Origin of the sequence: Gemella bergeri ATCC 700627 (genome assembly GCF_000469465.1) — a bacterium.
Lineage (GTDB): Bacteria > Bacillota > Bacilli > Staphylococcales > Gemellaceae > Gemella > Gemella bergeri.
Genome location: NZ_KI271814.1, coordinates 1 through 26,247, shown reverse-complemented (window position 1 = coordinate 26,247; position 26,247 = coordinate 1). Strand labels below are relative to the sequence as shown.

The window sequence follows — 26,247 nt, the reverse complement described above, 5'->3', positions numbered from 1 at the left end:
TATTTTAAAAAATAATGAGATTTTTTGTTGATATACAACCAAAAAATCTCATTAAAATTATTTATTATGAGGGCTACCAAATTTAATATTAGCAATTTTTAAGGTATTGATCTAATTCCCAGTCTGTAACTTGGGTTCTAAATGAATCCCATTCAATAGATTTAGCTTCAATAAAATTATAAAATATGTGATCGCCTAATGCGACTTTCATAGCAGGAGATGAGTTTAGTTCTTTTAAAGCCGTATAAAGTGTAGAAGGTAACTCATTAATACCATTGCTAATTCTTTCATTACGAGTCATAGTGTAAATATTACTTCTTACCTCATCAACCGGTAGTAAATTGTTTTCAATCCCATCAAGTCCTGCTGCAAGAATTGCAGTCATTGCCAAATAAGGATTAGCCGCCGGATCAACAGAACGAATCTCAATACGAGTAGATTGTTCTCGTGAAGCCGGAACTCTCACTAGTGGTGAACGATTAGAGGTAGACCAAGCGACATAACATGGTGCTTCATAGCCGGGAACTAAACGTTTGTAAGAGTTAACAGTAGGATTACAAATAGCCGTAAAACTGCGGGCGTGTTTAAGCACTCCGGCTATAAAATTATAGGCGATTTTTGACAGACCATTTTCGCTATCTTTATCGTAAAAGCTATTTTCCCCATTGTTAAATAATGAAACATTGCAGTGCATTCCTGATCCGTTAATGCCAAAAATGGGTTTTGGCATAAAAGTCGCATGTAATCCATGTTTTCTTGCTATTGTTTTGACAATGAGTTTAAATGTTTGAATATTATCACAAGCGGAAATTACATTATCGTATTTAAAATCAATTTCATGTTGCCCCGGTGCAACCTCATGATGGCTGGCTTCAATATCAAAGCCTAAACGCTCAAGTTCAAGAACTATGTCGCGACGAACATTTTCTCCAAGATCAATGGGTGCAAGATCAAAGTAACCGCCGTTGTCATTCAAATCAATACTTGGTTCACCATCTTCTTTCAATCTAAATAAGAAAAATTCCGGTTCAGGACCAAGGTTTAAAGTATCGAACCCTAATTTTTTCATTTTAATTAATAATTTTTTTAAATTACCTCGTGGGTCACCTGCAAAAGGTTTTCCGTCAACAGTATGTACATCACAAATAAATCTTGCTACTTTTCCATATTCACTATCCCATGAAAATACTAAAAAAGTATCAAGATCTGGGTATAGATACATATCGCTTTCTTCTATTCTAACAAAGCCTTCTATAGAAGAACCGTCAAACATCATTTTATTATCTAATACTTTATTTATTTGACTAACAGGTACTTCTACATTTTTAATAGTTCCGGTAATATCCGTAAATTGAAGTCTAATGTATTTTACATTTTCTTCTTTTATTTTTTTTAGTATCTCATCTCTCGTCATTGTATTCTCCTTCTCGTTTTATGTGATAAAATTTAACGAAATTGTTAAAATTTATTTTTTTTATTATTGTAGAATCTTGATAAATCACCACGACCGATAGAACGTTCTTCACGAGAAAGTCCGTTAGGACCTGCGAAAATATCGTTGTGGATAATTTGACGAATTTTATTTGTTTGACTAGAGACTTCTTTTTCGTTAAGTATTTCATCAATAGCTTTTAAATTAAAGCCTTTTGTAAGTAAGTCTTTAATAGTCAGCAGCTTATCTATATCATTAAGCGAAAATAATCTAGTATTTCCTTCAGTTCGTTTAGGTGTAAATAATTTCTTTTCTTCATAGTAGCGAATTTGTCTAGCGCTAAGTTGTGTTATTTTAGTTACAACACTAATGGAAAAAACTGGAAGATTTTTCTGAAATTCTTTAAAACCCACTAAGAACACCTCTCTTTTAATGTAGTGAAATATTTTTCTTACGTTATTAATATAACAGAAAACAAGTAATAAAGAAAGTATATGTTATATTTTCTAACATAGTTTAAGTAAGATATAAATTTTAGATAACAACTATTAATATTATTATTAAGTGATAATACTCAATATTTGACTTTTTTTGACTTTTGATTTATGATATATGGTATAGTTTATTATAAAAATAAAATAGTTAATTAAAGGAGATTTATATGATTAAACCATTATTTGATAATGTATTATTGAAAAAAATTGAACAAGAACAAGAAACTACCAGTGGAATCGTTTTATCATCAACAGGTGCTGATGAATCAAATATTGGAGAAGTGGTAGCCCTTGGAGAGAGTTGTTTATTATCAGCGGTCAATGAAGGTGAATTAACAACCGGAAGTGTTGTAGTTTTTTCAGATGTTTATAAAAAGATAACACATAAAAATGAAATTTATTATATTGTAAATGAAGAAGAAATATTAGCAGTATTGGAAGATTAAGGAGGTATAAATATGACCAAAGAGATAAAATTTTCAGAAGATGCACGTCAATCAATGAAACGTGGTGTTGATAAATTAGCTAATGCAGTAAAAATAACATTAGGTCCTAAAGGGCGCAATGTTGTATTGGACAAAAAATTCGGCTCACCACTTATCACCAATGACGGAGTATCAATTGCAAAGGAAATTGAGTTGGAGGATCCATACGAAAATATGGGAGCAAAACTCGTGGCGGAAGTTGCTAATAAAACAAATGAAATTGCTGGTGACGGAACAACAACAGCAACAATTTTAGCACAAGCTATGATTACGGAGGGACTTAAAAATGTGACTAGTGGAGCTAATCCTATCGGAATAAGAAAAGGTATGGAACGTGCTGTTAAAGTTGCAGTAGAAAAATTAAAAGACATTAGTGTGACTGTTGATTCAAAAGATAAAATTGCACAAGTTGGTGCTATTTCAGCTGCTGATGTTGAGGTGGGTAAATTTATTTCGGAAGCTATGGAAAAAGTTGGTAATGATGGTGTAATTACAATAGAAGAATCGCAAGGTTTAGAAACAACGTTGGAAGTAGTAGAGGGGATGCAGTTTGATCGTGGGTACATATCTCCATATATGGTAAGTGATACTGAAAAAATGATTGCAGATTTAGATAATCCTTACATTTTGGTAACTGATAGAAAAATTCACGCAGTACAAGAAATATTACCGGTATTAGAAGAAGTAGTTTCGGCTGCTAAACCGCTATTGATTATTGCAGATGATGTAGAGCAAGAAGCCAGCGCAACATTAGTAGTGAATAAGTTGCGCGGAACATTTAATGTTGTCGCAGTGAAAGCACCGGGCTTCGGCGAAAGAAGAAAAGCTGTCTTAGAAGATATTGCTATTTTAACAGGAGCAACATTGATAACAGAAGACTTAGGTTTGGAGTTAAAAGATGCTAATATTACAATGCTGGGTAATGCAAATAAAGTAAGAGTGACAAAGGACAATACTGTTATTGTTGATGGTAAAGGTTCTAAAGAAAATATCGAAGCACGTATATTACAAATAAAAGGGTTGTATAAAGAATCTACATCGGAGTTTGACCGTGAAAAATTACAAGAACGTTTGGCAAAATTATCCGGTGGAGTAGCTGTAATAAAAGTAGGAGCAGCTACTGAAACAGAATTAAAAGAACGTAAATTACGTATAGAAGATGCTTTAAATTCGACGCGCGCTGCAGTAGAAGAAGGAATAGTTTCCGGCGGTGGAACAGCTTTGGTACAAGTTATTTCAGAAGTAGAAAAATTAGATGCTGTTGGTGATGAATTAACGGGTATTAATATTATTAAAAAATCATTGGAAGCACCCGTTCGTCAAATAGCGGAAAATGCAGGACTTGAAGGTAGTGTTATCGTCGCAAAATTAAAAGAAGTGGAAATCGGAATTGGATATAATGCTGCTACCGGTGAATGGGTGAATATGATTGAATCAGGAATAGTGGACCCGACAAAAGTGACACGTTCTGCTTTGCAAAATGCAGCGAGTGTTTCAAGTTTATTCTTGTCAACAGAGGCTGTTGTAGCGGATATAACAAAAGATGAACCACAAGCACCACAAATGCCGATGATGTAGAAAATTTTTCAAAACAAAATAGTTGAATAACGTCAAATAATATTATAATATATATTCAATAATATAAAAGGAGATAGAAAACAATGAGAGAAATTACAGATAAAGAATTTTATGAATTATCAAAAACTGATAGTGTAAAACTATTTGATTTTTGGGCACCATGGTGTGGACCATGTAAAATGTTAGCACCCGTATTAGAAGAAGTATCTAATGAACTAACTAATATTGAATTCTATAAACTTAATGTAGATGAAAATCAAGAAGCTGCTTCAGAATATGGTGTAATGTCAATTCCAACATTACTTATCATGAAAAATGGAGAAGTATTGGCAGAAAAATCTGGATATTTACCAAAAGAAGCATTAAAAGACTTTCTATCAAAATATTAATATAAATTAAAAAGGGTGAGCAAAATTGCTCACTCTTTTATACTATAGGAATAAATTCTATATTTATATCAATGGAAGATTTTAAAGTATTATAAATAAATGAACGTTTTAAAGCATTATTACAAAATTCTATTAATTCGTTATCTTCTATATCAGCATATAAATAAATTATAATTTTACATGTATCTATTTTCGGCTCTTCATTATATCCTTTAACCCCTAGAAGTGTTAGGGGATTTTTTAATATAAAGTGAATTTTCCCCTCAATTTCCTCAATTTCAAAATTTTCATGTTTACTTTGATTAACAATACTATGTATTATTCCGCCTAAAGTGGCACTTGCAAAATAATTTAAGCTACTTTTATAATCTGCATTAATATCAAAATCTATTTCACTACTAACTTCTATGCAATCATTATTTGTGAAAAGTTTTAGAACTTTATTCTCAGACAAAACACCACGAAAAGAAATGTCATAATTATGAGATTCGTAGATACTATTCATAGTGAGACCTTAAGTATTTACTAGCTTCGCTTAGGCGTGCTAGTTTTTTATCAATAATGTTAACAGTACTAACCGGTCTGTTAGCAAATGTTGCAAAACCGCAATCAGGATTTAACCAAATTTTCTCTTTCGGGAGAAATTTTAACGCTTCTTCTACTCTGGTAACAATAGATTCTAAAGATTCTATTACATCTGTTCTTGGATTCATAACGCCTAATCCTAGTATGCAGTTTTCTTTAATTATTTTACTTTCAAGCAATGAAGATAATTCCCCTGCACGTGGTGTAGAAAATTCTAGTGTAAGTATATTAGGTAAAACTTTTTCAAATAATGGTAGTAGGGGTGTATATGGTCCGGTTAGCAAAATACTTTCATTACGACTCCAGTTTCCGCGACAAACATGTAAAGATACTAAAATTCCTCTTTCTTTTGCGTAAGAAACAACATTTTTGATTAAATGAGTAGCAAATTCAAGTTCTTGAGTTGGATCTTTTTTTTCAGATAATGCAGCACACATAAAAGAGCGTGTTTTCCCCTCGGTAAAAACTACTTCGGTTAATACCGGTTCATCAAATTGAACAATTTCAACACCTTGTAGCACAAGTTCATCGATTTCTTTTTTTAGAATATTTATAATATCTTCTCCCAGATGCTCTTTGTTGTTATAATATTGTTTTGATAATGCCGGTAGCCACATAGAACGTGTTATTAAGTATGGTCCGGGGAGTGTTGCTTTTAACGGTGAGGTTGTGAATTTTCTTAAATATTTAATTTCATCAGCAACTAACGGTTTGTTATAACTGACTTTTCCGGTACAAATAGCATTTTTAATACTAATAGCAGGGACATCAAGAGTTTCTAATATTTGCTCGAATGCTTGTTTATCATCAATATAGTCAAACATGTCAGCCATACTCATCATTGTGACACCATTTAATTTATTTGCGATAAAGGATACATAGTTATCACGATCAAGTTCACCGCTGGTAATAATATCAATGTTATTTTTTTCTTGTAAATCTACAAAAAATTTAGTTTCTTTATCTAAAAGTTTTTTATAATCTTCCTGTGATAAATTACCCTTGAGAAATTTTCTTTTTGCGGTAAGTAATTTTTTGCTACGGGGCATACTCCCTAGTAGCGAAGTAGTAAATGATCTAAAATTATTTTCCATGAAATTCACCAAAGAAATCTAAGTATTCATTTGCTTCTGTTAATTGTTTAAAACCGGATGTACGACCTGGAATCCATTCTTTTAATCCTTCCATATCCATCATTTCTTTATGTTCCGGGTTATTATAATCCATTTTGTGTAGAACTTCAAGGAATTTTTCAAAACGTGCTTTATCCAGTTCCGGACGACCTGAGAAAATACAGTGATCGAAGAAATCGGTTTTATCTAAAATTACAAATTGGTTTTCATCAAGTGTTCCGTCAAGTGTCCATGCTTGATAATTAAAGTCAAGCATCCATGTAGCATCTACTTCACCATTTTTTAGTGCAACTGCTGAATCTAATTCGCCGCCGACATGATCTCCATGCAATCCTACGCCAATATCAAAACGTTTTTCGATATAATCTTTTGAATATTCCAAACCATTTTTATGTAGATGGTTTATTGGAATAAGACGTGCTTGTGGAGAATCAGTAGCACCAAAGCCTATTGTTTTACCTTTAAGATCAGCTAAACTATTTATACCGCTATCTTTTTTTACAACGATAAATGATTGTCTATCACGGTCAGTATCACGCATAGAACCATCTAATGCTTTTCCTTTTGTGCGAAGGTGTGCATCTAACCAAGCAAGTGGCGAATTCCAAGCAACATCGATTTCTTCATTAATAAGTGCATCAACTTGTTCTTTGTAATCTTTAAAATAAACAGGTTCAATAGGAAAGTTTTCATTTTCAAAAAATTTAGCGATAATTCCCCAAATAACTGTTACTTTTGGAGCATAGATAACTGCTCCTATTTTTAATTTAGACATATAATTTACCTCGTATTTTTATATTTTTAGGATAAAGCTGATTAAAAGTAATTAATCTATTAATATAAACAACGGATATTTATATAATATTTGCTTAACCATGTTTTTTGATATTTTTATCAATATATTGATAGCACATAAGGGAGCAGAAAACTCTTCACTCCCTTATCCTCCATATTTTAATTTATTTTATGGTAATTGTTGACCGGTAATAGCCTTACCTAACCAAAGTGTAAGAACGTCAACGCTTGGAGCCATAATGTGACTTGCAAATGAATCTCTTAGGTAACGTTCCATATTACCCATACGGTTATAGGCTTTACCGCCACCAACACGCATTCCAATTCTTGCCAATTCAATAGATGCTTCACTAGCAAAAATACGTGCTGATAAAATTTTAGCAAGAGCATCTTCTTCCCCCGCTAAGAAACTGCGTACGGCTTCATTTGTTCCTAGGACAGCAGCATTAGTTTGTGAATAGATCTTAGCAAGATGAATTTGAACAGTTTCAATATTGCTTAAAGACTTACCATCAGGATATTTTCTATTAGTAGTATGCTCAACTGCTTCATCTAAAATAGCTTGACAAAGTCCTGTATAAACAGCCGCTAATCCGGTAATAAAGTAAGTAGCAACAATAGTAAATACTTGTTCAACACCGCTACCGGCTTTACCAATACGCCAAGATTTATCCAGTTCTACATTATCAATAGCCATTTGACATGATACGTTACCACGCATACCTAAGCCATGCCAAGTATTAGGTTTAAAGTTTAATCCGTCAGTATTAAGTGGAATTATCCAGTTATCAATTCCTCCTTCTACGTCAGATGGAGCAAGAACTAAGTAATAAGATGCATGTAAAGCAGAAGTAACCATACTTTTTACACCATTGAAAACAACAGAATTTTCTTTGAAATCAGTTTTTAAGTCTGAGATATAGAAGTGAGTTCCGGTACCAAGTTCACTATAAGCCAATGCTAAGAATTTTTCATTTTCTACGACATCTTTACAGATTTTAGCTTTTAAAGATTCATCAGCATAAGAAAGAATACAATTTAAAGCAACATTGTGCATCATATAACAAAGACCTACAGTAGCACTTGATTTTGCGAAAGCACGACAAGCATCGGCATGTTCCTGCATGTTTTTACCTAAACCGCCAAATTCTTCAGGAATCATCAGTTTAAAATAGCCGGCTTTTCCCAGTTCTTCAAAAACTTCCTCAGGAAATCTTTCTTTTTCATCTATTTCTTTTGCAATAGGATCGATATATTTTTTAGCGAACTCTCTTGCCTTATTGTAAAATGTTGTCATATATTTAACCCTCCTAAAATTTAATTAGACAGTAGTGAATGTATATAGAAATAATTAAAATAAAAGTCAACTATGTCTTATAGAAACCATTATATATAAAAAAAATAAGGTTGTAAACGATTGAATTTTTCTTTTTAAAATAAAGGTTTTAAAATAATTTTTTAATAAAAATGTAGAGAAAATTAAAAACTAAATAAAACTATAAAAATTATGTTAACTAAATTTAAAATATCGTTATATAAAAATTATATTTCAAAACATAAAAATATTTCTTAATTGAGATTAGTTATCAATTAAAAAGATTTGTCAACTATGATACAAAAAATAAATAGTAGTTTGAATTATCAGATTATTATTTTTTATTATCAGAGAAAATAAGCAGAAATACTTTACATATTGAATAAATAGTAGTATAATCTAGTACAAAATACGATATTATAAAGAGGGGAAGTGGTTGCATGACAAATCCAAAAATGGAAAGAAAATTGCAAGCAAGACACATTAGTATGATCGCCATAGGCGGTTGTATAGGAACTGGTCTATTTATGGCGAGTGGTGCGGTAGTCAGTAAAGCCGGATCTTACGGAGCGGTATTTACATATGCGTTGATTGGAGTAATTATTTATTTTTTAATGGCTTCAATAGGGGAATTAGCAACATTTTATCCGGTATCAGGTTCATTTGGATCATATGCGACTAGATTTATTGACCCGGGACTTGGCTTTGGTATCGGTTGGCTGTACTGGATTTTATGGATTTTAGTGGCAAGTGTGGATATTATTACACTATCGAAAATTTTACATTATTGGGAATATTTTAGACAATTTTCTACATTTTCTATTTGTATTGTCTTTTTGTTATTACTATATATACTAAACTTAGTTAGTGTTAAAGTTTTTGGAGAAGTAGAATATTGGATAACGATTATAAAAGTAATAACGGTAGTAGTTTTCTTAATAGTTGGAGCAGCAATTATTTTTGGTATATCCGGTAATTCAGAAGCAGGGATTTCTACCTTTATTAAAAACGGAGAAAAAACTTCTTCAGCCGGACTTTTAGGATTATTTGGTGTATTCTCTACAGCGGCATTCTCATTTGGAGGAACAGAGGTTGTAGCGGTAACGGCAGGAGAATCTCCCAATCCCAAAGAGACTATGCCTAAAGCGGTTAAGCAAGTATTTTGGAGAATTTTAATTTTTTATATTGCAACGATGTTTATTATATCATCAATTGTGTCAGCAGATGATGTTAGACTGTTGGATACTAATAATGTAACAGCATCACCATTTACTATTGTGTTCCAAAATGTTGGATTATCGGTAGCGGCTGTAGTTATGAATATTGTTATTTTAACATCAGTGCTTTCAGCTGCTAATTCAGGAATGTACGTGTCAAGTCGACAATTATTTTCATTAAGTTCCAGCAATTATGGACCTAAAATGTTTAAGCAATTAAATTCAAACTCAACACCGTCAATAGCATTAACTTTTTCTGCTGTATTTATGATACTTTGCTTTGTGTTTGAACATTATAATCCAAGTGGATATTATATGCTATTGTCAATGGTTGGAATTATTGTTATGCTTATTTGGATTGTTTCTCTCGTTTCTCAAATAAGACTAAGAAAAGCGATTATTAAGCAAGGGAAAAAGGCTGAAGATGTTCTTCCTTATACAGCAAAAACAGGTGTGGTAGGATCATATATTGCTCTAACTGTATTTATTTTAATAATAATATTACAATTAGTGGCGGATTATTTAACCGGTGGTTTTTTACAAATGTCATATAATTTGGTTTGTCCGGTTATTTGTCTATTACTTTATATTGGATTTAAACTTGTAACAAAAAGAAAATACGTTAAATTAGAAGAAATGGATATTAACCCATTTGGTGATGAAAAATAGATTTTAAATGATTATAAATAATATAGAAGAATTTACTGGTTTGTAAAAATGTTATAAGTACACGCAAAGTAATTTGGTAAATTTTATGGGAGTAGGTTTAAAAGTAAATTGGTTAGCAATTATAATTTTTGTCCTACTCTCATTTTTTTATAGATATTAAATAATTAATGTGTTAAAATTATATTTAAGTTGCTTGAATTCTTATAAATGGAGATGATTTGTTTGAACGTGGGAGTTACAGGAAGTATTGCCTGTGGTAAAAGTGCAGTTTCAAATTATTTAAAAAAACTTGGATATATTGTTATTGATGCAGATAAAATCGGTCATGAAAAATTAAATAGTAAGGATGTAGTAGAAAAACTTGTTAAGATTTTTGGTGAGCAAATTTTAGATACTCATGGAGTGAATCGTTTAAAACTTGGCAGTTTAGTATTTGGCAATAGCAAGAACTTAGAGAAATTAAATGAAATAATACATCCTAAAATAAAAAATGAAATAAGGAAAATTGAAAAAAAATATTCTAAAGAAAAATTAGTTTTTATAGATGTTGCATTGCTTTTCGAAGCAAAATTTAGCGATTTAGTAGATAAAACAATAGTTGTTTATTGTGATGAGAAAACTCAATTGAAACGATTAATGAAGAGAAATAATTTAACTAAACAAAATGCTTTAAGAAGAATAAACAGTCAATTAAGTTCAAAAGAAAAAGCGAAACTAGGTGATTACATAGTGAATAACAGTAATTCATTAGAATTCACCTATAAACAAGTAGATAATATTATAGAAGAATTATTGAAAGGGGACGGATAATTAATGACAAATATACTTGAGATAAAAAATCTGACAGGAGGTTATAATAGAAAGAAAGTAATAGAAAATATTAATATAGAAATTCCCCAAGGAAGCATAACAGCATTAATAGGTTTAAACGGTGCAGGTAAGAGTACAACTATAAAACATATATTAGGGCTTCTTAATGCTATGGAAGGTGAGATAAGAGTAAATAATCTTACGATGGAAAGTGATAATGAAAATTATAGAAAGAGCATTACCTACATTCCGGAATCTCCTGTACTGTACGATGAACTCACATTGGAAGAACATATTAACTTAACTGCTATGGCTTATGGATTAGATATGAAGCATACTTGGGAAGTTGCTGATGAGTTATTGGAATTATTTAAGTTGAGTGATAAAATAAAGTTTTTCCCCGTTCATTTTTCAAAAGGGATGAAGCAAAAGGTAATGATTATATGTGCCTTTTTAGTAGAACCTAGTCTTTATATTATAGATGAACCGTTTTTAGGTCTTGATCCGATTGCGATTAATGATTTAATTAATTTAATGTGTAAAAGGAAAGATTCAGGTGCCAGTATTTTGATGTCTACTCATATATTAGCAACAGCAGAAAGATATTGTGATAACTTCGTTATTATTCATGAGGGAAAAATATTGGCAAGTGGAAATCTTGATAAATTAAGAGCGGAATTTAAAATGGAAGGTGCGTCTTTAGATGAAATATATTTGGCTTTAACTGTAAGAGGAAATAATGACTGATATTACGACTATTTTCAATGATAGGAGAAAAAAAGAACGAGAAAAAAGGGCATTATATAGTAAGTACATATTTAATTCGCACCTGATTATGTTTCTTATTATCGTGCTTGGGGCTGTAATGATAAATTACTCAAAATGGTTAGCTGTTGCTACTAAATTTGAGATGAGGGCAGTATTAATCATAGCAATTTTACTTTTAAGCTACCTGATTACTTTTACGAAAGCTAAAACATTTATAAAAGAAGCGGATTCGGTTTTCTTACTTCCGCTCGAAAAATACTACGTTAAAATATATAAAAATACTTTAACAATGAGTACAATAGGACATTTGGTAATTACGGTGATATTTTATTTTGGAACTAAACCTATTATCGACAGGGTAGGAGAATTTCAAAATAACTTACAAATTATAAATGTAGCAATTTTATTTTTAGCAATTATTGTTGTTAATGGAATGAAGTTGGGAGAAGCGGTTTATAACAAACCGAAAATAACGAGTTCTGTACTTCAATATTTAATTTTGGTATTATCTTTATTAAAAGTGGTATTACATAAAAATTATTATGATTATATGGTAATAACAATTTTTATTATTATGGTTATGGTAATGATAAAAACAAATAAGGTTTATACCAATATAAATTGGTACGGAGCGGCGGATTACGATAAACAACGTAAGGAAAATTATTTAAAATTCGTAAACATGTTTGTAGATGTACCGATGGATAATATAAAAGTAGCCAGACGAAAATATTTTGATATATTATTACCAAAATTAAAAGAAGATAATTTCTCTGTAGAAAACAGTTTTAAATACTATTATTATCGAGTATTTTTAAGACAAGAAAATACGATATTTTTAGCATTAAGATTAATGCTGGTTGCAGTAATGTTTATTTACAGTTTAAAAAACAGTTATGTATCAATGGTAATAATCGTATCATATAGCTATTTGACAATAATCCAGTTAGTACCCCTATATAAAAAAATAAATAATAGCATTTGGAGTCATGTACTTCCGGTAAAAGAAGAGATTAAAGTAAATAGTTTTAGACATTTGTTAACTGTTGTTATGTTGTTGACAACATTATTACTGACATTAATATCAATATTATTAACTAATATTAATATAAATAATGTAATAATAAATATAGTAGCTTTAATTCTGGCAAATTTAGTAGCAAGAATTTTTATAGTAAAGGTGAAATAATTTAGGAGAAATCATGAAGAATATAGCAATCATTGGGGGAGATTTATCCGGAGTAAGCTGTGCATACTTTCTTGATAAATTTTCAAGTATTAATTCAAAAAAATATAATATTGATATTATTGAGAAAGATTTAGAATTTGCCAAAAATAGATTTGGAAAATTTCAATATGGGCAAGAAATCTATGATAACGGTTGGCATAATGCAATATATGGACAAGGTATATTATTTTACTTAATGATTGAGCTTGGACTTCATAGATATTTAATAGAAAGTAGTAACACTAAAAAAGTTTTCTTTACAAAAGAGGGAGTAAAATACCTTCCTGAGAAAATGCTCTATGGTTATCCGTTGGAAAAAAGAGAATTGTTATTTTCAGATTTATTCGATTTTAAAGAAAAATTATCTATTGCTTATAATATGCACAAAACAATGGAAGAAGAAAATATAAAAAATATGACGGTAAAACGATTTTTTACTTCTAATATTAATTCTAAAATATATCATAATCTTATAGAGCCTTTACTAACAAGTCATTATGGAAGTGATGTTTCTAATCAGAATATGGTAAGTTTAATGCCGGAACTTTCGTTTTTAACTATTCAAAAAGAATATATTAACGAAGTGCTAGAAGATATGTATAATAAGAATGTTACTGATAATATTAGTATAGGAAGCAAATATAGGTTAAAATTCACTTTAAAGTCTTTTGTAGAAACATTAGAGTCAAATTTTTCGGATAGAGTATTTTTAGAATTTAATAGGAAAATAGAAAAAATAGAAAAAATAGAAAAAATAGATAATAAATATTTAGTTCATTCCAATGGAAGTATTTATCAATATGATTATGTAGTATTAGCTTTAAATCATAACAATTTTTTGCCATGGTTTAATGGAGATAAAGTGGTAGAACAATTTTTTGCCACTATAAAGTATGTATCTAACATAGTAGTAACTTTTGTTTATAAAAGAGAGGATTTACATATAAATAGAGAAATAGGAGAGATAATTTTTCCAAAAAATACCGGTAATTATGTGACGAAGTTGGAGTATGTTAGTAACGAGTGGATAGATATAAAAATGAGCGGAATACAAATAGTAAGAGCTTATATTAATCGGCAAAATAAAGTTAATGAATTATTTGAAAAAACAGATGAACAGATAAAAGAATTAATAGAAAAAGAAATTCAAATGGTTCACGGTTTTGTAGGGAAACCGGAAAGATATTATGTTAATAGATTAGAAGATAATTACAGATATTGTAATGGAAAGTATAATAAGAAAATTAACGGTTTTGTTGACTATATGAAAGAAAAATATCCGAATCTATATATAATAGGTGCATCAAAAAAAGCCACCAATCTCGAAAATACAATATTAGAAGCAAAAGAAACTGCAAAAGAAATATTGAAAAAATAAGATAAACGAAAGGAATATAAAAAATGAATATAGAAAAAATAAAATTTAATACAACCGATAAAAGCGGAGTAAAAGTAACACCTGTATTTGAGGATAAGGAATATAACAGCGAGTTATTAGATTATACAAAAGGAAAAGAATTATTCTCAGGGAAGTTAAATGAAATATTTAATAATTTGCCGTATAATGGAGAAAAAGAAATTTTATTAGGTTTAGGAAAATTCAAAGAATTAACTGAAGATGAAATAAGAGAAGCATTTTTTAAATTGGTAAAAAATTTATTAAAAGTAAAAGAATATGAAGTTAATATACAAATACCAAAAATAGATCATTTAACAGGCAACTTTGTAGTAAAAGCTGCGGTTGAAGGAAGTATACATGCTATTTATAATTTCGATAAGTATAAAAGTGATAGGGAAGAATTACCGGTATTAACAATAAATATTTCAACAGAAGAATTAATAACTACATTAGAAAAAGATATAAATGAAGCACAAGACACTATGGAGGCGATATTTTTCTCAAGAGATTTAGTTAATGAAAGAGCGGAGTATTTATATCCGGAAACATTGGCAAATATAGTTGTTGAAAAATTGGAACCACTGGGAGTAACGGTAGAGGTATATGACGAAAAGCAATGTGAAGAGATAGGCTTAAAAGGACTTTTAGCTGTAGGTCGTGCATCCGCTAGAAAACCTCGATTTATTGTAATGAAGTATTTAAACAATGCCGATAGCGATGAAGTAATGGGATTGGTAGGAAAAGGAGTAACTTATGATAGTGGAGGTTATTCAATAAAACCGACAGCTAATAGCATGGATATTATGCACTGTGATATGGGAGGGGCAGGAACCGTAATAGGGACAATGCACCTTATTGCAAAAAGAAAATTAAAAACAAATGTAATTGGAATAGTTGGAGCTTGCGAAAATATGATTTCCGGAAGTGCATATAAACCCGGAGATATTGTTGAAACATTATCAGGAAAAACAATAGAAGTTCTTAATACAGATGCAGAGGGAAGAATAACTTTGGCAGATTCTGTATATTATGCAACTGAAAAACTAAAAGTAAACAAAGTAATAGATTTAGCAACATTAACCGGAGCTTGTTTAATAGCTTTAGGGGAATTTTATACCGGAGCAGTTACTAATAACGATAATTTCTTTAATGAATTAAAAATTGCTTCATTAAAAGCAGGAGAACGAGTATGGCAACTACCTGTAGATGACAGTTTTAGAAAATTAAATAAATCATCGGTAGCTGATGTGAAAAATACCGGCGGTAGATTAGGAGGAACGATAACAGCAGGACTCTTTATAGAAAATTTTGTAGCAAATGATATTCCGTGGATTCATTTAGATATAGCAGGAACAGCATACTTATCAAATTCTGAAAGATATTTACCAAAAGGAGCAACAGGTGTTCATGTAAAAACGTTATTTAATTTATTAAATAAATAATGATAGAAAGATATAATGATTTATAAGCAGAAGGTATTAAAACATTTTTGCTTATAAATCATTTATTTTCTATAAATCGTAAAGTTTTCAAGTTATAAAACATAAGAATAAGTTGTGCTATAAAAATATAGAAAAAATGAAAATGCAAATAATATATTTTCTGCATAATGTATAAAAATAATAAATTTTATGATAACAATAAATTAATATTTACATAAATTTTAAAGACAAAAAAATATGATGAGAATAAATCTCACATTATGACTTATAAAAATCAAACATTATAAAATTTATATATTAGGAATAAAATAATTATTAAAAAACATTATACCAATATTATAAAATATTATCAAAATAGCTATTTTATGAAAATATAAAATCTGTTTTTCTGTATTCTTTTCTTAAAGAAAATAATCAAAAAAAGGCAAAAAATTCATTTGAAAAAATAAAATATAAATCCTATCATAGCAGGGAAATAATAAAAAATTCAAATTATTATAACACATCGGTATTTAAGGAAAATATTTACATAAAAACTTTCATATAAAAACGCTTTCATTTTGTATTTTTTTGTGATAAGATATAAATACAGAAAAAAAATTAGGAGGTAAGGGAAATGATTATCGGAGTACCAACAGAAATAAAAAATAACGAAAGTAGAGTGTCTGCAATTCCAGGAGTTGTTCATGAATTAGTATTAGATGGACACACTGTATATGTAGAGAAAGGAGCAGGGATTGCTTCAGGTATTTTAGATGAAGAGTATGAAAAAGTGGGGGCTGTTTTATTAGATAAAGCAGAAGATGTATGGAATAAATCAGACTTAATCTATAAAGTAAAAGAACCTATTCCTTCTGAATACAAATATTTCAGAAAAGGACTTATTATCTATACTTATTTACACTTAGCAGCAGATCCAGAACTTACAAAAGCTATGGTAGATACTGGAACAATCGGTATTGCATTTGAAACTGTAAAAGTGGGACGTTCACTACCATTGTTAAGACCAATGAGTGAAATCGCAGGGAGAATGGCTGTTCAAGAAGGAACAAGATTCTTGTCTAAAGTACAAGGCGGAAAAGGTAAATTATTACAAGGTGTACCGGGGGTACAACCAGGACATGTAGTAGTAATCGGAGCAGGGGTAGCTGGAACAGCTGCAGCAACAGCAGCATCTGGGCTTGGTGCACGTGTAACTATGTTAGATGTTAACTTGGATCGTTTAACAGAATTATCACACATCTTTGGCGGAAAAGTTGAAACTGTTTACTCTAACAAATTAAATATTGCTAATGCTATTAAATCAGCTGATCTAGTGGTAAGTACAGTATTAATCCCAGGAGCTAAAGCACCTAAGCTTGTAACTAAAGAAATGATTAAAGATATGCCAGATGGTGGTGTAATCGTTGACGTAGCTATTGACCAAGGTGGTACAACAGAATATACTGAAGGACGTCCAACAAGCCATGATAACCCTATCTTTGTAGAAGAAGGAGTGTTACACTATTCAGTAGCGAATATTCCGGGAGCAGTAGCTGAAACAGCAACTTATGCATTATGTAATGCAACTGCTAAATATGTTAAACTAATTGCTAAATTAGGTGTTAAAGATGCAGTAGTTAAATTCCCAGAATTAGTACCTGGTATAAACGTAGCAAATGGAAAAGTTACTTTCAAAGCAGTAGCTGATGATTTAGGATACGAATATACTCCGGTAGAAAAAGCATTGTAAAAAATATTACAATAAAATAGTAAGTAGTTTAGGAAGTGGAAAAAAGAATACTTGTACCTTTTTTCCACTTCTTTTAAATAGGGTGGGAGTAAATATTTGTGGTAAATGGTATATGACTGTGATATACTATAACGATATTATTTAATTGTAGATAATATTTGTTATATAATTTAAGGAGGAAATGATGAGTGTATTTAGGAAAAAATCAATTGATTCTATTTTAGCCGAATCTAAAAGTAAGACTTTAACCCCTACTATGAAAACATTGGATTTAGTTTTGTTCGGTATAGGTGCTATTATTGGATCCGGGATATTAGTATTAACCGGTAAAGCATCATCTGAAGCAGGACCTGCGGTAATATTCTCGTTTTTAATAGCGGGGCTTGCATGTTGTTTAGCTGCTTTATGTTATGCGGAGTTAGCCTCTACAATACCGTCAAGCGGAAGTACCTATACTTATTTATATGTTTCTGTTGGAGAGATAGTAGCATATGCAATAGGTTGGGTATTAATAGGAGGATATGTTCTTACATCTGCTACGGTGGCAAACGGATGGTCTAGTTACTTTTCACGTCTATTAGCAGGTTTAGGTGTTAATATGCCTAAAGAGTTCTACACATTGCCGTCAGCCGGTGGATATGGAAATATTCCCGCGGTAATTATTGTTTTATTAATAACATTTATTCTATCTAAAGGTACATCCAGCAGTAAAATGGTGAATAATTTAATGGTTGCTGCTAAAGTGGGTATTGTAATATTATTTGTTATCGTTGGTTCATTTTATGTAGAGCCTACTCACTGGACAGATAATTTTGCTCCAACAGGTTTTTCTGGAGTAATGTTAGCAGCAACAACAGTATTTTTTGCTTATTTAGGATTTGATGCCATTTCTACTTCAGCAGAAGAAGCAATTCATCCTGAAAAATCTTTACCTAAAGCAATTATTATTACTATGATAGTATGTACAGCATTTTATATTTTGGTATGTTTAGTTTTAACCGGAGTAGTACCTTATACTGAATTGGGAACTGGGGATGCACTTGCCTTTGTTCTTGAAACTGTAGGTCAACACAAAGTAGCCGGTATAGTATCGTTAGGTGCTGTTATCGGACTTATGGCAGGTATTTTATCATTTATTTATGCAGGTATTCGTATTACTTATACAATAGCACGTGATGGTTTACTACCTAAATCTTTAACAAAAGTTAATAAAAATAAAGTACCAAGTACTTTAACTTGGGGATTAGGTATATTAACAGCATTATTAGCAGGGTTCTTGCCTTTAGGGCAATTAGCAGACTTAGCTAATGTTGCATCTATTATTGCGTTTGCATTAGTAAGTTATACAACTATCGTGTTCTATAAAAAATATCCTAATTTGAAACGTGGATTTAGAGTTCCGGGCATGCCGATTTTACCGGCAGTATCAATAATTCTATTTGTAGCATTATTATATAGTGTAACATTGAAAACATGGATTATTTTTATAGTTTGGGTAGTAATTGGAATGATAGTATACTTTACTTTCTCGTATAGAAATAGTAAGTTAAAAGATGAATAGAAAAATCGTAGAAAAATCGGGCTGATAATACTATCAGCCTGATTTTTACGTTTTCAGATAATTATTAGTTACTCCATAAATTTCGTTTGTTGCTTTTTGCAATATTTTGTGCTTTTTTAAATTTGTTTAAGTATCGTGTGTCCGGTGCTTTTACATATTTTATTTCTGCTAGTCCTGATAATAGCAATTCTTCTTGAATTGATTTTCCGTCTGCATAGACATAACATAATGCACGATGGTATTTATCTTCCTTTTGATAAACATCAAACTCTATTTCTATATTTTGTGCATTTTTTAGTAATTTTTCATTTAATTCACTGGCTTCAGGCCCATATGGTTGAACAGCGACGCCACGTTTTACGGTTTCAGGTGTATCTATAAGTAAATATCTTACTTTTAAATTTTTCTTATTAAATCGCACGACGATAGTATCACCGTCAATTTTTTCAACGAAGTTAACTTTATATTTAGTAGTATCTCCCTTTACTTCTACATCATTTATTATTTGTTTATTATATTTTTCTTGAAAATGAGTATTAAATATAAAGAATAATATTAAAAATATAGTCGAGAATATTCCGATACAGATAATAAAAATTTTTTTGTTCATAGTTATCCCCCTCAATGCTATTGTATCACTTTTATATATAAAATCAATGTTATAATTGGAATAAAATGGTAAATATGATATTATAGAAGATATTAGAAAAATGAATTTCTTTTTTCACAGAGTAATGGTGTTAAATATAATAAACTGGTTAATTTTATCTTGATTTATAAAGAATAAAAAATTATTTTATAATATCTTCCCTGTAAAATGTTTTAGCACTCTACTTCTTTAACCATAAATATAGAAGTTAAGAATTTTTTAATTTAATGGTAGTGAAATAAGATAGTATATTAAAATTTGTAAAAAACTTATTAAAGGACATATTATGTTGGAAATAACTATAAAAAATTTACATGATACGGAGCGTTTAGCTCATATAGTGGCTGATAGCATAGATAATAAATTGTTACTTATGCTTAATGGGGATTTAGCTGCCGGAAAAACTACATTTACGAAATATTTAGCACAGAATTTAGGTGTGAAACAAGTCGTTAACTCACCAACGTTCAATATAATGAAAGAGTATAAATCAAATAAAGGAAATTTATATCATATTGATGCGTATCGGCTGGAAAATAGTAGTGAAGATTTGGGATTTGAGGAAATTTTTTACGAGAATAATATTTGTATTATCGAATGGGGGGAGTTTATTGAAGAATATCTTCCTATGGAGCGTTTAGTATTTAATATAACATTGCACGGAGATGACCGTGTTATTACTATTTTTAGTGACGATGAGTATCACAATCGTATAGTAGAAAGGATAAAAGAAGAATGGTCAGTTTAGTAGTGGAGGCATCAAATAGTTTTCTTTCGGTAGCGTGTCTTAAAAATAATAAAGTGTTGGCAGAAAGAAATATATCATGCTCTAATAATTTATCATCAATTATCTTAGCAGAAATAGATAGATGTTTAAATATGGCGGATGTAACCAAAAAGGATTTAACGGAAATAATATCAAGTAAAGGGCCGGGTTCTTACACAGCTATACGAGTTGTCGCTGCTGTTTGTAAGACGTTTTCTTATACACTAAAGATACCGATTAAAGTTATTTCCAGTTTGAAGTTACAAGCATTGGTTGAATATGAAAGCAATAAACTGATTGTGCCCATTATTGATGCAAGGCGTGATAGTGTTTTTGGAGCTATATATAAACGTGAAGGTGATGATTTAGTAGAGGTATTGGAAGAGAGTTATTATACACTTGTTGAATTAAATGACTTTATTTTATCACAAGATATACCTACTATATACGTGGGAAAAGATGTAGAAAAATTATCAGAGAAATTATTGAATAATACATTGATATCGATTAATACTAATGATATAAAAGCAGTAGATATATTAAAAATATATGATTATTTGGAAAAAAGTGATTGTTTTAATATGACACCACAGTATTTAAGAAAAACAGAGGCAGAGAGGGAATTAAAAAATGATAAAAGTAAATAAGGTAGATATAAAAAATTTAGATGTATTATCAAAAATAGATGTTGATAATTTTGATGATGCGTGGACAAAAAGTATGTTTAAAACAGAATTGGAACATGAAAATTCGGAGTATTTCGGCTTGTTTAATGATGACGAAATAATCGGTTTTTGTGGGGGATGGCTGGTTGCCGATGAGTATCAAATCAATAAAATTGTTATTGATAAACCACATAGAAACAAAAAATTAGGACAAATCTTTTTTACATATGTAATGCAATTTATGAAATTAAAAGGTGTTAAAAAAGCTCTAATAGAGGTGAGAGTTAGCAATATGCCTGCCATTACTGTTTATGAAAAAGCAGGGTTTCAGACGATTGATATGAGAAAAAATTATTATAAAAATAATGGTGAAAACGCTTATATAATGGTAAGGGATTTTAGCAATGAAAGATATTAATATATTAGCGATAGAAACCAGTTGTGATGAAACGAGTGTTGCTGTTGTAAGAAATGGTAAGGAAGTTTTGTCCAATATTGTAAGTTCCCAAATAGATACACATAAACAGTTTGGTGGTGTTGTCCCTGAAATTGCCAGTCGTCAGCATATAGAGGTTATAATCCAAATAGTTGAAGAAGCATTAGAAGAAGCGGAAGTAATTTTAGATGAAATAGATGCTATTTGTGTGACGCAAGGGCCGGGATTAATTGGTTCACTTTTAGTAGGCGTTAATGTTGCTAAAACATTGAGTTATACTCTTGATAAACCGTTAATTGGAGCACATCATATTGCCGGACATATTTATGCGAGTAATATTGATAATAATATTTCTTATCCATCATTAGCACTTGTTGTTAGTGGTGGGCATACAGAACTTGTTTATTTAAAAGATGTGCTTGATTTTGAAATTATCGGATCTACTCACGATGATGCGGTAGGAGAAGCCTACGACAAAGTTGCTCGCCAATTAAATTTAGAATATCCGGGAGGTCCAAAAGTAGATAAGTTGGCGAAGTTTGGAGAAGATAAATATAAATTTCCACGTGCAATGATTGATAGTGATGATTACAATTTTAGTTTTTCGGGAATGAAGTCTGCTGTAATAAACTTTGTTCATAATGCCAAACAACGCGGGGATAAGATAGTTTTTGCAGACTTGGCATGTAGTTTTCAAACAGCGGTGGTTGATGTCCTTATCACAAAAACGAGAAAAGCGATAGAAAATTTCGACGTAAAACAGTTAATACTTGCAGGAGGTGTCGCCGGCAATAGTGAATTACGCTTGCAAGTTTTAAAACTAGAGAAAGAATTAGGAGTAGAAGTATTAATACCTAAGATGAGTTATTGCAGTGATAATGCAGCGATGATAGGAGCGGTAGGATATTACTATTACAAATATAAACTATTTGCAGACCCATTAACATTAAATGCAAGATCAACATTAGACTTGGAAGAGGTAAGAAAGTAGAAAATAAATTTTAGTTATATTATATTAAAAATAAAATAACTATATGGAAGAGTGAATTAGTGAAATATTTTATTAAAAGCCATTGTAATAATTTTGTTGAAACTTTATCTCTAAAAAACAGAGAGATAAATTAAAAGTAGTTTTGATTTTATTTGACCTTTATTTATGTTACAATGGGGTGGATAGATATTAGGAGGCGGATGTTATGGAGAATATATATTTAGACTATGCAGCCACATCAAAAAAACATTTTGATATAATAGAAAAAAATTTAAAATTATTAAAGGAAATTTATGCTAATCCTAGCAGTAGCCATACCTTAGGGAAAAAAAATGCAAAATTAAAAAAAGAAGCACAGCAAAAAATAGCATCTTCAATCAACGCACAACCGGAGGAAATTATTTTTACTTCCGGAGGGACAGAAAGTAATAATACTGTATTTAATCATGTTTTTAACCGTTTTAAAAGTGGGGAGATTATTATTTCTGAAATAGAGCATCCATCGGTAAAAGCTAGTGCCAGACATTTAGAACAATATGGTTTTGTCGTTCATGAACTAAGTGTTGGGAAAAATGGTATGGTTAGTTTAGAAGAACTGGAAGATAAAATAACGGATAATACTGTGCTTATTTCTATTATGTTTGCGAATAATGAAACAGGTGTTCTAAACCCAATTAAAGAAATTTCAAAATTAATATCGGGTAAAAATATTTTATTGCATAGTGATATTGTTCAAGCATTTGCTAAAATTGAAATTGATGTAAAAGATTTAGGGGTGGATTTTGCTTCGGTATCTGCACATAAAATAGGTGCGTTAAATAATTTCGGTTTTTTATATGCTAAAAACGGTGTAGTAGAGCCTTTTATTTTAGGAGGCGGGCAAGAAAACGGTTTACGCTCAGGAACCAGTGACGTCTTAGGTGCATTAACACTAGCGGATAGTATTGATGAAACTTTAAAGACCGTTCAATACTTAAGAGATTTAAAAAATTATTTTATTGAAAAATTAGAAAAAAACAATGTAGAATTTGAAGTAAATGGGTCAATAGAATATTCATTACCAAATATATTAAATATTTATTTTAAAAATATTGAATCACAACGTTTGATTACTTATCTTGATGCAAATGAAGTATATATTTCCGGCGGTTCGGCGTGTAGTTCCGGTAATATTAAAGGTAGTAAAATAATTACGAAGATGTATAATATAGAGCGTGCGGCTCATTCTGTCAGAATAAGTGTGGGTTTTGACGTTGATAAAAAAATGATAGATAATGTTATCAACAAAATAGTACATCTTGAACGAAAAATTAAAGAAAGGAATAAATGATGAACGGAAAAAAAGTAGTTGTTGGTATGAGTGGTGGTGTTGATTCATCAGTTACAGCATACCTTCTAAAACAACAAGGTTACGAAGTTACCGGAGTTTTTATGAAAAACTGGGAAGAAAAAGATGACCATGGTGTTTGTGTTGCAGAAAAAGATTATAAGGATGTGATAAAGGTATGTGAGCAATTAGAAATACCATACTACTCAATAAATTTCGAAAAAGAATATTGGGATAAGGTGTTTACGTACTTTTTAGATGAGTATAAAAAAGGACGTACTCCTAATCCTGATATTATGTGTAATAAAGAAATTAAGTTTAAGGTTTTTTTAGAGTATGCTGAAGACTTAGGTGCTGATTATGTGGCAACCGGTCATTATGCACGTCTACAAGATAAAAATGGTGAACGATTGTTGCTTCGTGGTGTTGACAGTAATAAAGATCAAACTTATTTCTTATCGCAGTTAAAACAACATCAAATAAAAAATATATTATTTCCTGTAGGAGAACTTGAAAAAAAAGAAGTTAGAAAAATTGCCGAAGCAGCAGGACTTGCTACTGCGAAGAAAAAAGATTCAACCGGAATTTGTTTTATTGGTGAGAAGAACTTTAAAACATTTTTATCACAATATTTACCGGCTAAAAGTGGGAAAATGATTGATCTTGATGGTAATATTCGTGGAGAACATGCAGGACTTATGTATTATACTATAGGTCAACGTCATGGGTTAGGTATCGGTGGAACAAAGGATACAGATGGAGAAGCATGGTTTGCTTGTGGAAAAGATTTGGAAAATAATATACTATATGTTTGCCAAGGTTTTCATAATGAATATTTGTATTCAGATAGTTTGTTCGCTAGCGGGTTATCATTTACAACTAAAGAAGAACTACCAAAAAACTTTAGCTGTACGGCAAAATTCCGTTATCGTCAGCAAGATACCGCTGTTGATGTTGAAGTATTGGAAGACGGAAAGGTTAAAGTAACATATAAAGAGCCTGTAAGAGCGGTGACACCGGGGCAAGCTGTAGTCTTTTATGATGGAGATGTTTGTTTAGGTGGTGCAACAATTGATGAGGTATATAAAAACGGGAAAAGATTACAGGTGTAATGCAAAACAGAAAAGAGAATAATTTATAAACTAGCCTCCTAAATAGGTTTAGGAAGCTAGTTTTTTAATACATATTCTATCTTTTTGAGCAAATTCTATATTTTTATACAGTTTCCTATACCAATTTTTGCTGCTTTTTTTATTATTGCTTCAGAGGTAGCTACATCCAAAACGGCACTACCTACAGATTTAAAGAGTGTGATTTCGTCATTATTTTCTCTACCGTTAACTTTTTTTGAAATCAATTCTCCTAACTCACCGGTAAAAGATGACTTATTAATCATTTTTTCTTTTAAAGCCAATAAAATATCTCCGGCTTCGTTTAATACTCCATTATTTGTATCAAAGAAAATTTTATCAGCTTGGGTTATTATTTTTGTAGGAAGTTCAATCATTTCAGGGGTGTAAGAACCAATACCGTTTATATGAGTACCAAGTTTCACAAAATCTGAATTAAAAGTAGGTGTAGTAGAGGTAGTTACTGTAGTTATAATATCAGCATCAGTAATTGCAGTATTTGAATTTTCTAATGCAATTATTTTAGTGTTAAATTGTTTGAAGTCATTATTAATTAATTCAACAAATTTTTTAGTTTTTTCAAAATTTCGACCGACAACACGAAGTTCATCCAGTTTTCTAACGGTAAGCATAGCGTGTGCTTGTTCATATGCTTGTCCACCTGTTCCGATTAATGCAGCAATTCTACTATTTTTTTTAGCAAGTAAGTCTGTAGCCGCTCCTTGTAATGCAGCCGTACGTAGTTGTGTTAAGTAAGTGCCATCTAAAAGACCGGAGATAATACCGGTTTTTGAATCAAAAACAAGCATTATTGCAGGAACGGAAGGGAGATTATTTTTTACGTTATCAGGATAAACAGATACGATTTTTATACCGAGAGAATCGTTTTTTCCACTAATACTGGCAGGCATAAAAAGAGCTTGTCCGTTATATTTATCAATGTTTAAATTTGTTCTTAACGGGACGATTGCATTTTTATTTGAATAATTTTTAAGTGCTTCTTTATTAATTTCAATTGCCTCTTTCATTGTTATACATTTTTTAATATCTTCTTTTGTTAAAATAATCATATTAAAACTCCTAACTGAATTTTATACTTTATATAAATTAAATATATACTGAAATAACCTTTAGGTCAATAGTATAATTTTATTTAGCAAAAATTTTATATTAAATACAATTTGTTGCGAATAGAAAAGTAATACAAATAAGTTTTTTTAAGTATATATAATATGTTAAAAGTAAAATATA

At 30.5% G+C, this 26,247-nt stretch carries 25 protein-coding genes; 17 read left to right on the top strand and 8 right to left on the bottom strand.

The genetic code is table 11. From position 1 onward, the window contains the following. Nucleotides 1–88: 88 nt before the first annotated feature. A complete protein-coding gene (gene glnA / locus HMPREF1983_RS02230) occupies nt 89–1,414 on the bottom strand; it encodes a type I glutamate--ammonia ligase (protein WP_021752662.1) in 1,326 nt (441 codons plus the stop codon). Nucleotides 1,415–1,458: 44 nt separating this feature from the next. Beyond that, nucleotides 1,459–1,845: a MerR family transcriptional regulator gene (locus HMPREF1983_RS02225; protein WP_021752661.1), complete on the bottom strand. Its 387-nt coding sequence runs from the start codon at nt 1,843–1,845 to the stop codon at nt 1,459–1,461. A gap of 248 nt (nt 1,846–2,093) precedes the next feature. On the opposite strand from HMPREF1983_RS02225, the gene HMPREF1983_RS02220 reads away from it, so the two are divergent. The 3 genes from HMPREF1983_RS02220 (at nt 2,094) to trxA (ending at nt 4,378) form a co-directional block, all read left to right on the top strand. Then, nucleotides 2,094–2,372 carry a GroES family chaperonin gene (locus HMPREF1983_RS02220; RefSeq protein WP_021752660.1) on the top strand — a complete coding sequence of 93 codons (279 nt, stop codon included), beginning with the start codon at nt 2,094–2,096 and terminating at the stop codon, nt 2,370–2,372. A gap of 12 nt (nt 2,373–2,384) precedes the next feature. Further along, complete coding sequence (groL, locus tag HMPREF1983_RS02215; protein WP_021752659.1) at nt 2,385–3,989, top strand: chaperonin GroEL; 1,605 nt, start codon at nt 2,385–2,387, stop codon at nt 3,987–3,989. Between the two features lie 83 nt (nt 3,990–4,072). Continuing rightward, nucleotides 4,073–4,378: a thioredoxin gene (gene trxA, locus HMPREF1983_RS02210; RefSeq protein ID WP_021752658.1), complete on the top strand. Its 306-nt coding sequence runs from the start codon at nt 4,073–4,075 to the stop codon at nt 4,376–4,378. Between the two features lie 37 nt (nt 4,379–4,415). Here trxA and HMPREF1983_RS02205 read toward each other — a convergent pair whose 3' ends face one another. From HMPREF1983_RS02205 to HMPREF1983_RS02190, 4 genes are all read right to left on the bottom strand, one after another. Further along, nucleotides 4,416–4,883 (bottom strand): OsmC family protein, encoded by a 468-nt coding sequence (locus HMPREF1983_RS02205; protein ID WP_021752657.1) that lies wholly within the window; start codon nt 4,881–4,883, stop codon nt 4,416–4,418. Continuing rightward, nucleotides 4,876–6,057, bottom strand: coding sequence for a cobalamin-independent methionine synthase II family protein (locus HMPREF1983_RS02200; RefSeq protein WP_021752656.1), 1,182 nt, complete (start codon nt 6,055–6,057; stop codon nt 4,876–4,878). The genes HMPREF1983_RS02205 and HMPREF1983_RS02200 overlap by 8 nt, the downstream gene beginning before the upstream one ends. Continuing rightward, nucleotides 6,047–6,871: a phosphate/phosphite/phosphonate ABC transporter substrate-binding protein gene (locus HMPREF1983_RS02195; RefSeq protein ID WP_021752655.1), complete on the bottom strand. Its 825-nt coding sequence runs from the start codon at nt 6,869–6,871 to the stop codon at nt 6,047–6,049. The genes HMPREF1983_RS02200 and HMPREF1983_RS02195 overlap by 11 nt, the downstream gene beginning before the upstream one ends. A 189-nt stretch (nt 6,872–7,060) precedes the next feature. Continuing rightward, nucleotides 7,061–8,188: an acyl-CoA dehydrogenase family protein gene (locus tag HMPREF1983_RS02190; protein WP_021752654.1), complete on the bottom strand. Its 1,128-nt coding sequence runs from the start codon at nt 8,186–8,188 to the stop codon at nt 7,061–7,063. 458 nt (nt 8,189–8,646) lie between these two features. Here HMPREF1983_RS02190 and HMPREF1983_RS02185 point away from each other — a divergent pair, with 458 nt between their 5' ends. The 8 genes from HMPREF1983_RS02185 to HMPREF1983_RS02150 all read left to right on the top strand — a co-directional run bounded on the left by HMPREF1983_RS02185 (nt 8,647) and on the right by HMPREF1983_RS02150 (nt 19,032). Beyond that, entirely contained in the window at nt 8,647–10,092 is a 1,446-nt protein-coding gene (locus HMPREF1983_RS02185) for an amino acid permease (protein WP_021752653.1), read from the top strand. 213 nt (nt 10,093–10,305) lie between these two features. Then, nucleotides 10,306–10,902, top strand: a complete 597-nt coding sequence (gene coaE / locus HMPREF1983_RS02180; RefSeq protein ID WP_245576417.1) for a dephospho-CoA kinase — start codon at nt 10,306–10,308, stop codon at nt 10,900–10,902. Nucleotides 10,903–10,905: 3 nt separating this feature from the next. After that, a complete protein-coding gene (locus HMPREF1983_RS02175; RefSeq protein WP_021752651.1) occupies nt 10,906–11,649 on the top strand; it encodes an ABC transporter ATP-binding protein in 744 nt (247 codons plus the stop codon). Beyond that, on the top strand, nt 11,642–12,859 hold the full coding sequence (locus HMPREF1983_RS02170; protein WP_021752650.1) for an ABC transporter permease: 1,218 nt from the start codon (nt 11,642–11,644) through the stop codon (nt 12,857–12,859). Before HMPREF1983_RS02175 ends, HMPREF1983_RS02170 begins: the two co-directional genes overlap by 8 nt. 13 nt (nt 12,860–12,872) lie before the next feature. Further along, nucleotides 12,873–14,276, top strand: a complete 1,404-nt coding sequence (locus HMPREF1983_RS02165) for a protoporphyrinogen/coproporphyrinogen oxidase (RefSeq protein WP_021752649.1) — start codon at nt 12,873–12,875, stop codon at nt 14,274–14,276. Between the two features lie 23 nt (nt 14,277–14,299). After that, entirely contained in the window at nt 14,300–15,739 is a 1,440-nt protein-coding gene (locus tag HMPREF1983_RS02160) for a leucyl aminopeptidase (RefSeq protein ID WP_021752648.1), read from the top strand. A gap of 616 nt (nt 15,740–16,355) precedes the next feature. Further along, complete coding sequence (gene ald / locus HMPREF1983_RS02155; RefSeq protein ID WP_021752647.1) at nt 16,356–17,471, top strand: alanine dehydrogenase; 1,116 nt, start codon at nt 16,356–16,358, stop codon at nt 17,469–17,471. A gap of 181 nt (nt 17,472–17,652) precedes the next feature. Next, on the top strand, nt 17,653–19,032 hold the full coding sequence (locus tag HMPREF1983_RS02150) for an amino acid permease (RefSeq protein WP_021752646.1): 1,380 nt from the start codon (nt 17,653–17,655) through the stop codon (nt 19,030–19,032). 64 nt (nt 19,033–19,096) lie between these two features. Here HMPREF1983_RS02150 and HMPREF1983_RS02145 read toward each other — a convergent pair whose 3' ends face one another. Then, nucleotides 19,097–19,642, bottom strand: a complete 546-nt coding sequence (locus HMPREF1983_RS02145) for a thermonuclease family protein (protein ID WP_021752645.1) — start codon at nt 19,640–19,642, stop codon at nt 19,097–19,099. A gap of 325 nt (nt 19,643–19,967) precedes the next feature. Between HMPREF1983_RS02145 and tsaE the strand changes: the two genes are divergently transcribed. The 6 genes from tsaE to mnmA all read left to right on the top strand — a co-directional run bounded on the left by tsaE (nt 19,968) and on the right by mnmA (nt 24,978). Continuing rightward, nucleotides 19,968–20,429, top strand: coding sequence for a tRNA (adenosine(37)-N6)-threonylcarbamoyltransferase complex ATPase subunit type 1 TsaE (gene tsaE / locus HMPREF1983_RS02140; RefSeq protein ID WP_021752644.1), 462 nt, complete (start codon nt 19,968–19,970; stop codon nt 20,427–20,429). Next, on the top strand, nt 20,417–21,094 hold the full coding sequence (tsaB, locus tag HMPREF1983_RS02135) for a tRNA (adenosine(37)-N6)-threonylcarbamoyltransferase complex dimerization subunit type 1 TsaB (protein ID WP_021752643.1): 678 nt from the start codon (nt 20,417–20,419) through the stop codon (nt 21,092–21,094). Before tsaE ends, tsaB begins: the two co-directional genes overlap by 13 nt. Beyond that, the gene (rimI, locus tag HMPREF1983_RS02130) at nt 21,078–21,530 is read left to right on the top strand and encodes a ribosomal protein S18-alanine N-acetyltransferase (RefSeq protein ID WP_021752642.1); all 453 of its coding nucleotides are present in this window, start codon (nt 21,078–21,080) and stop codon (nt 21,528–21,530) included. Before tsaB ends, rimI begins: the two co-directional genes overlap by 17 nt. Next, nucleotides 21,517–22,539, top strand: coding sequence for a tRNA (adenosine(37)-N6)-threonylcarbamoyltransferase complex transferase subunit TsaD (gene tsaD, locus HMPREF1983_RS02125; RefSeq protein WP_021752641.1), 1,023 nt, complete (start codon nt 21,517–21,519; stop codon nt 22,537–22,539). Before rimI ends, tsaD begins: the two co-directional genes overlap by 14 nt. Before the next feature lie 205 nt (nt 22,540–22,744). Beyond that, nucleotides 22,745–23,869, top strand: coding sequence for a cysteine desulfurase family protein (locus tag HMPREF1983_RS02120; RefSeq protein ID WP_021752640.1), 1,125 nt, complete (start codon nt 22,745–22,747; stop codon nt 23,867–23,869). Then, nucleotides 23,866–24,978 (top strand): tRNA 2-thiouridine(34) synthase MnmA, encoded by a 1,113-nt coding sequence (mnmA, locus tag HMPREF1983_RS02115; protein WP_021752639.1) that lies wholly within the window; start codon nt 23,866–23,868, stop codon nt 24,976–24,978. The genes HMPREF1983_RS02120 and mnmA overlap by 4 nt, the downstream gene beginning before the upstream one ends. Before the next feature lie 95 nt (nt 24,979–25,073). On the opposite strand, the gene HMPREF1983_RS02110 is transcribed toward mnmA, so the two are convergent. Then, the gene (locus HMPREF1983_RS02110; RefSeq protein WP_021752638.1) at nt 25,074–26,066 is read right to left on the bottom strand and encodes an ornithine cyclodeaminase family protein; all 993 of its coding nucleotides are present in this window, start codon (nt 26,064–26,066) and stop codon (nt 25,074–25,076) included. Between the last annotated feature and the right edge of the window lie 181 nt (nt 26,067–26,247).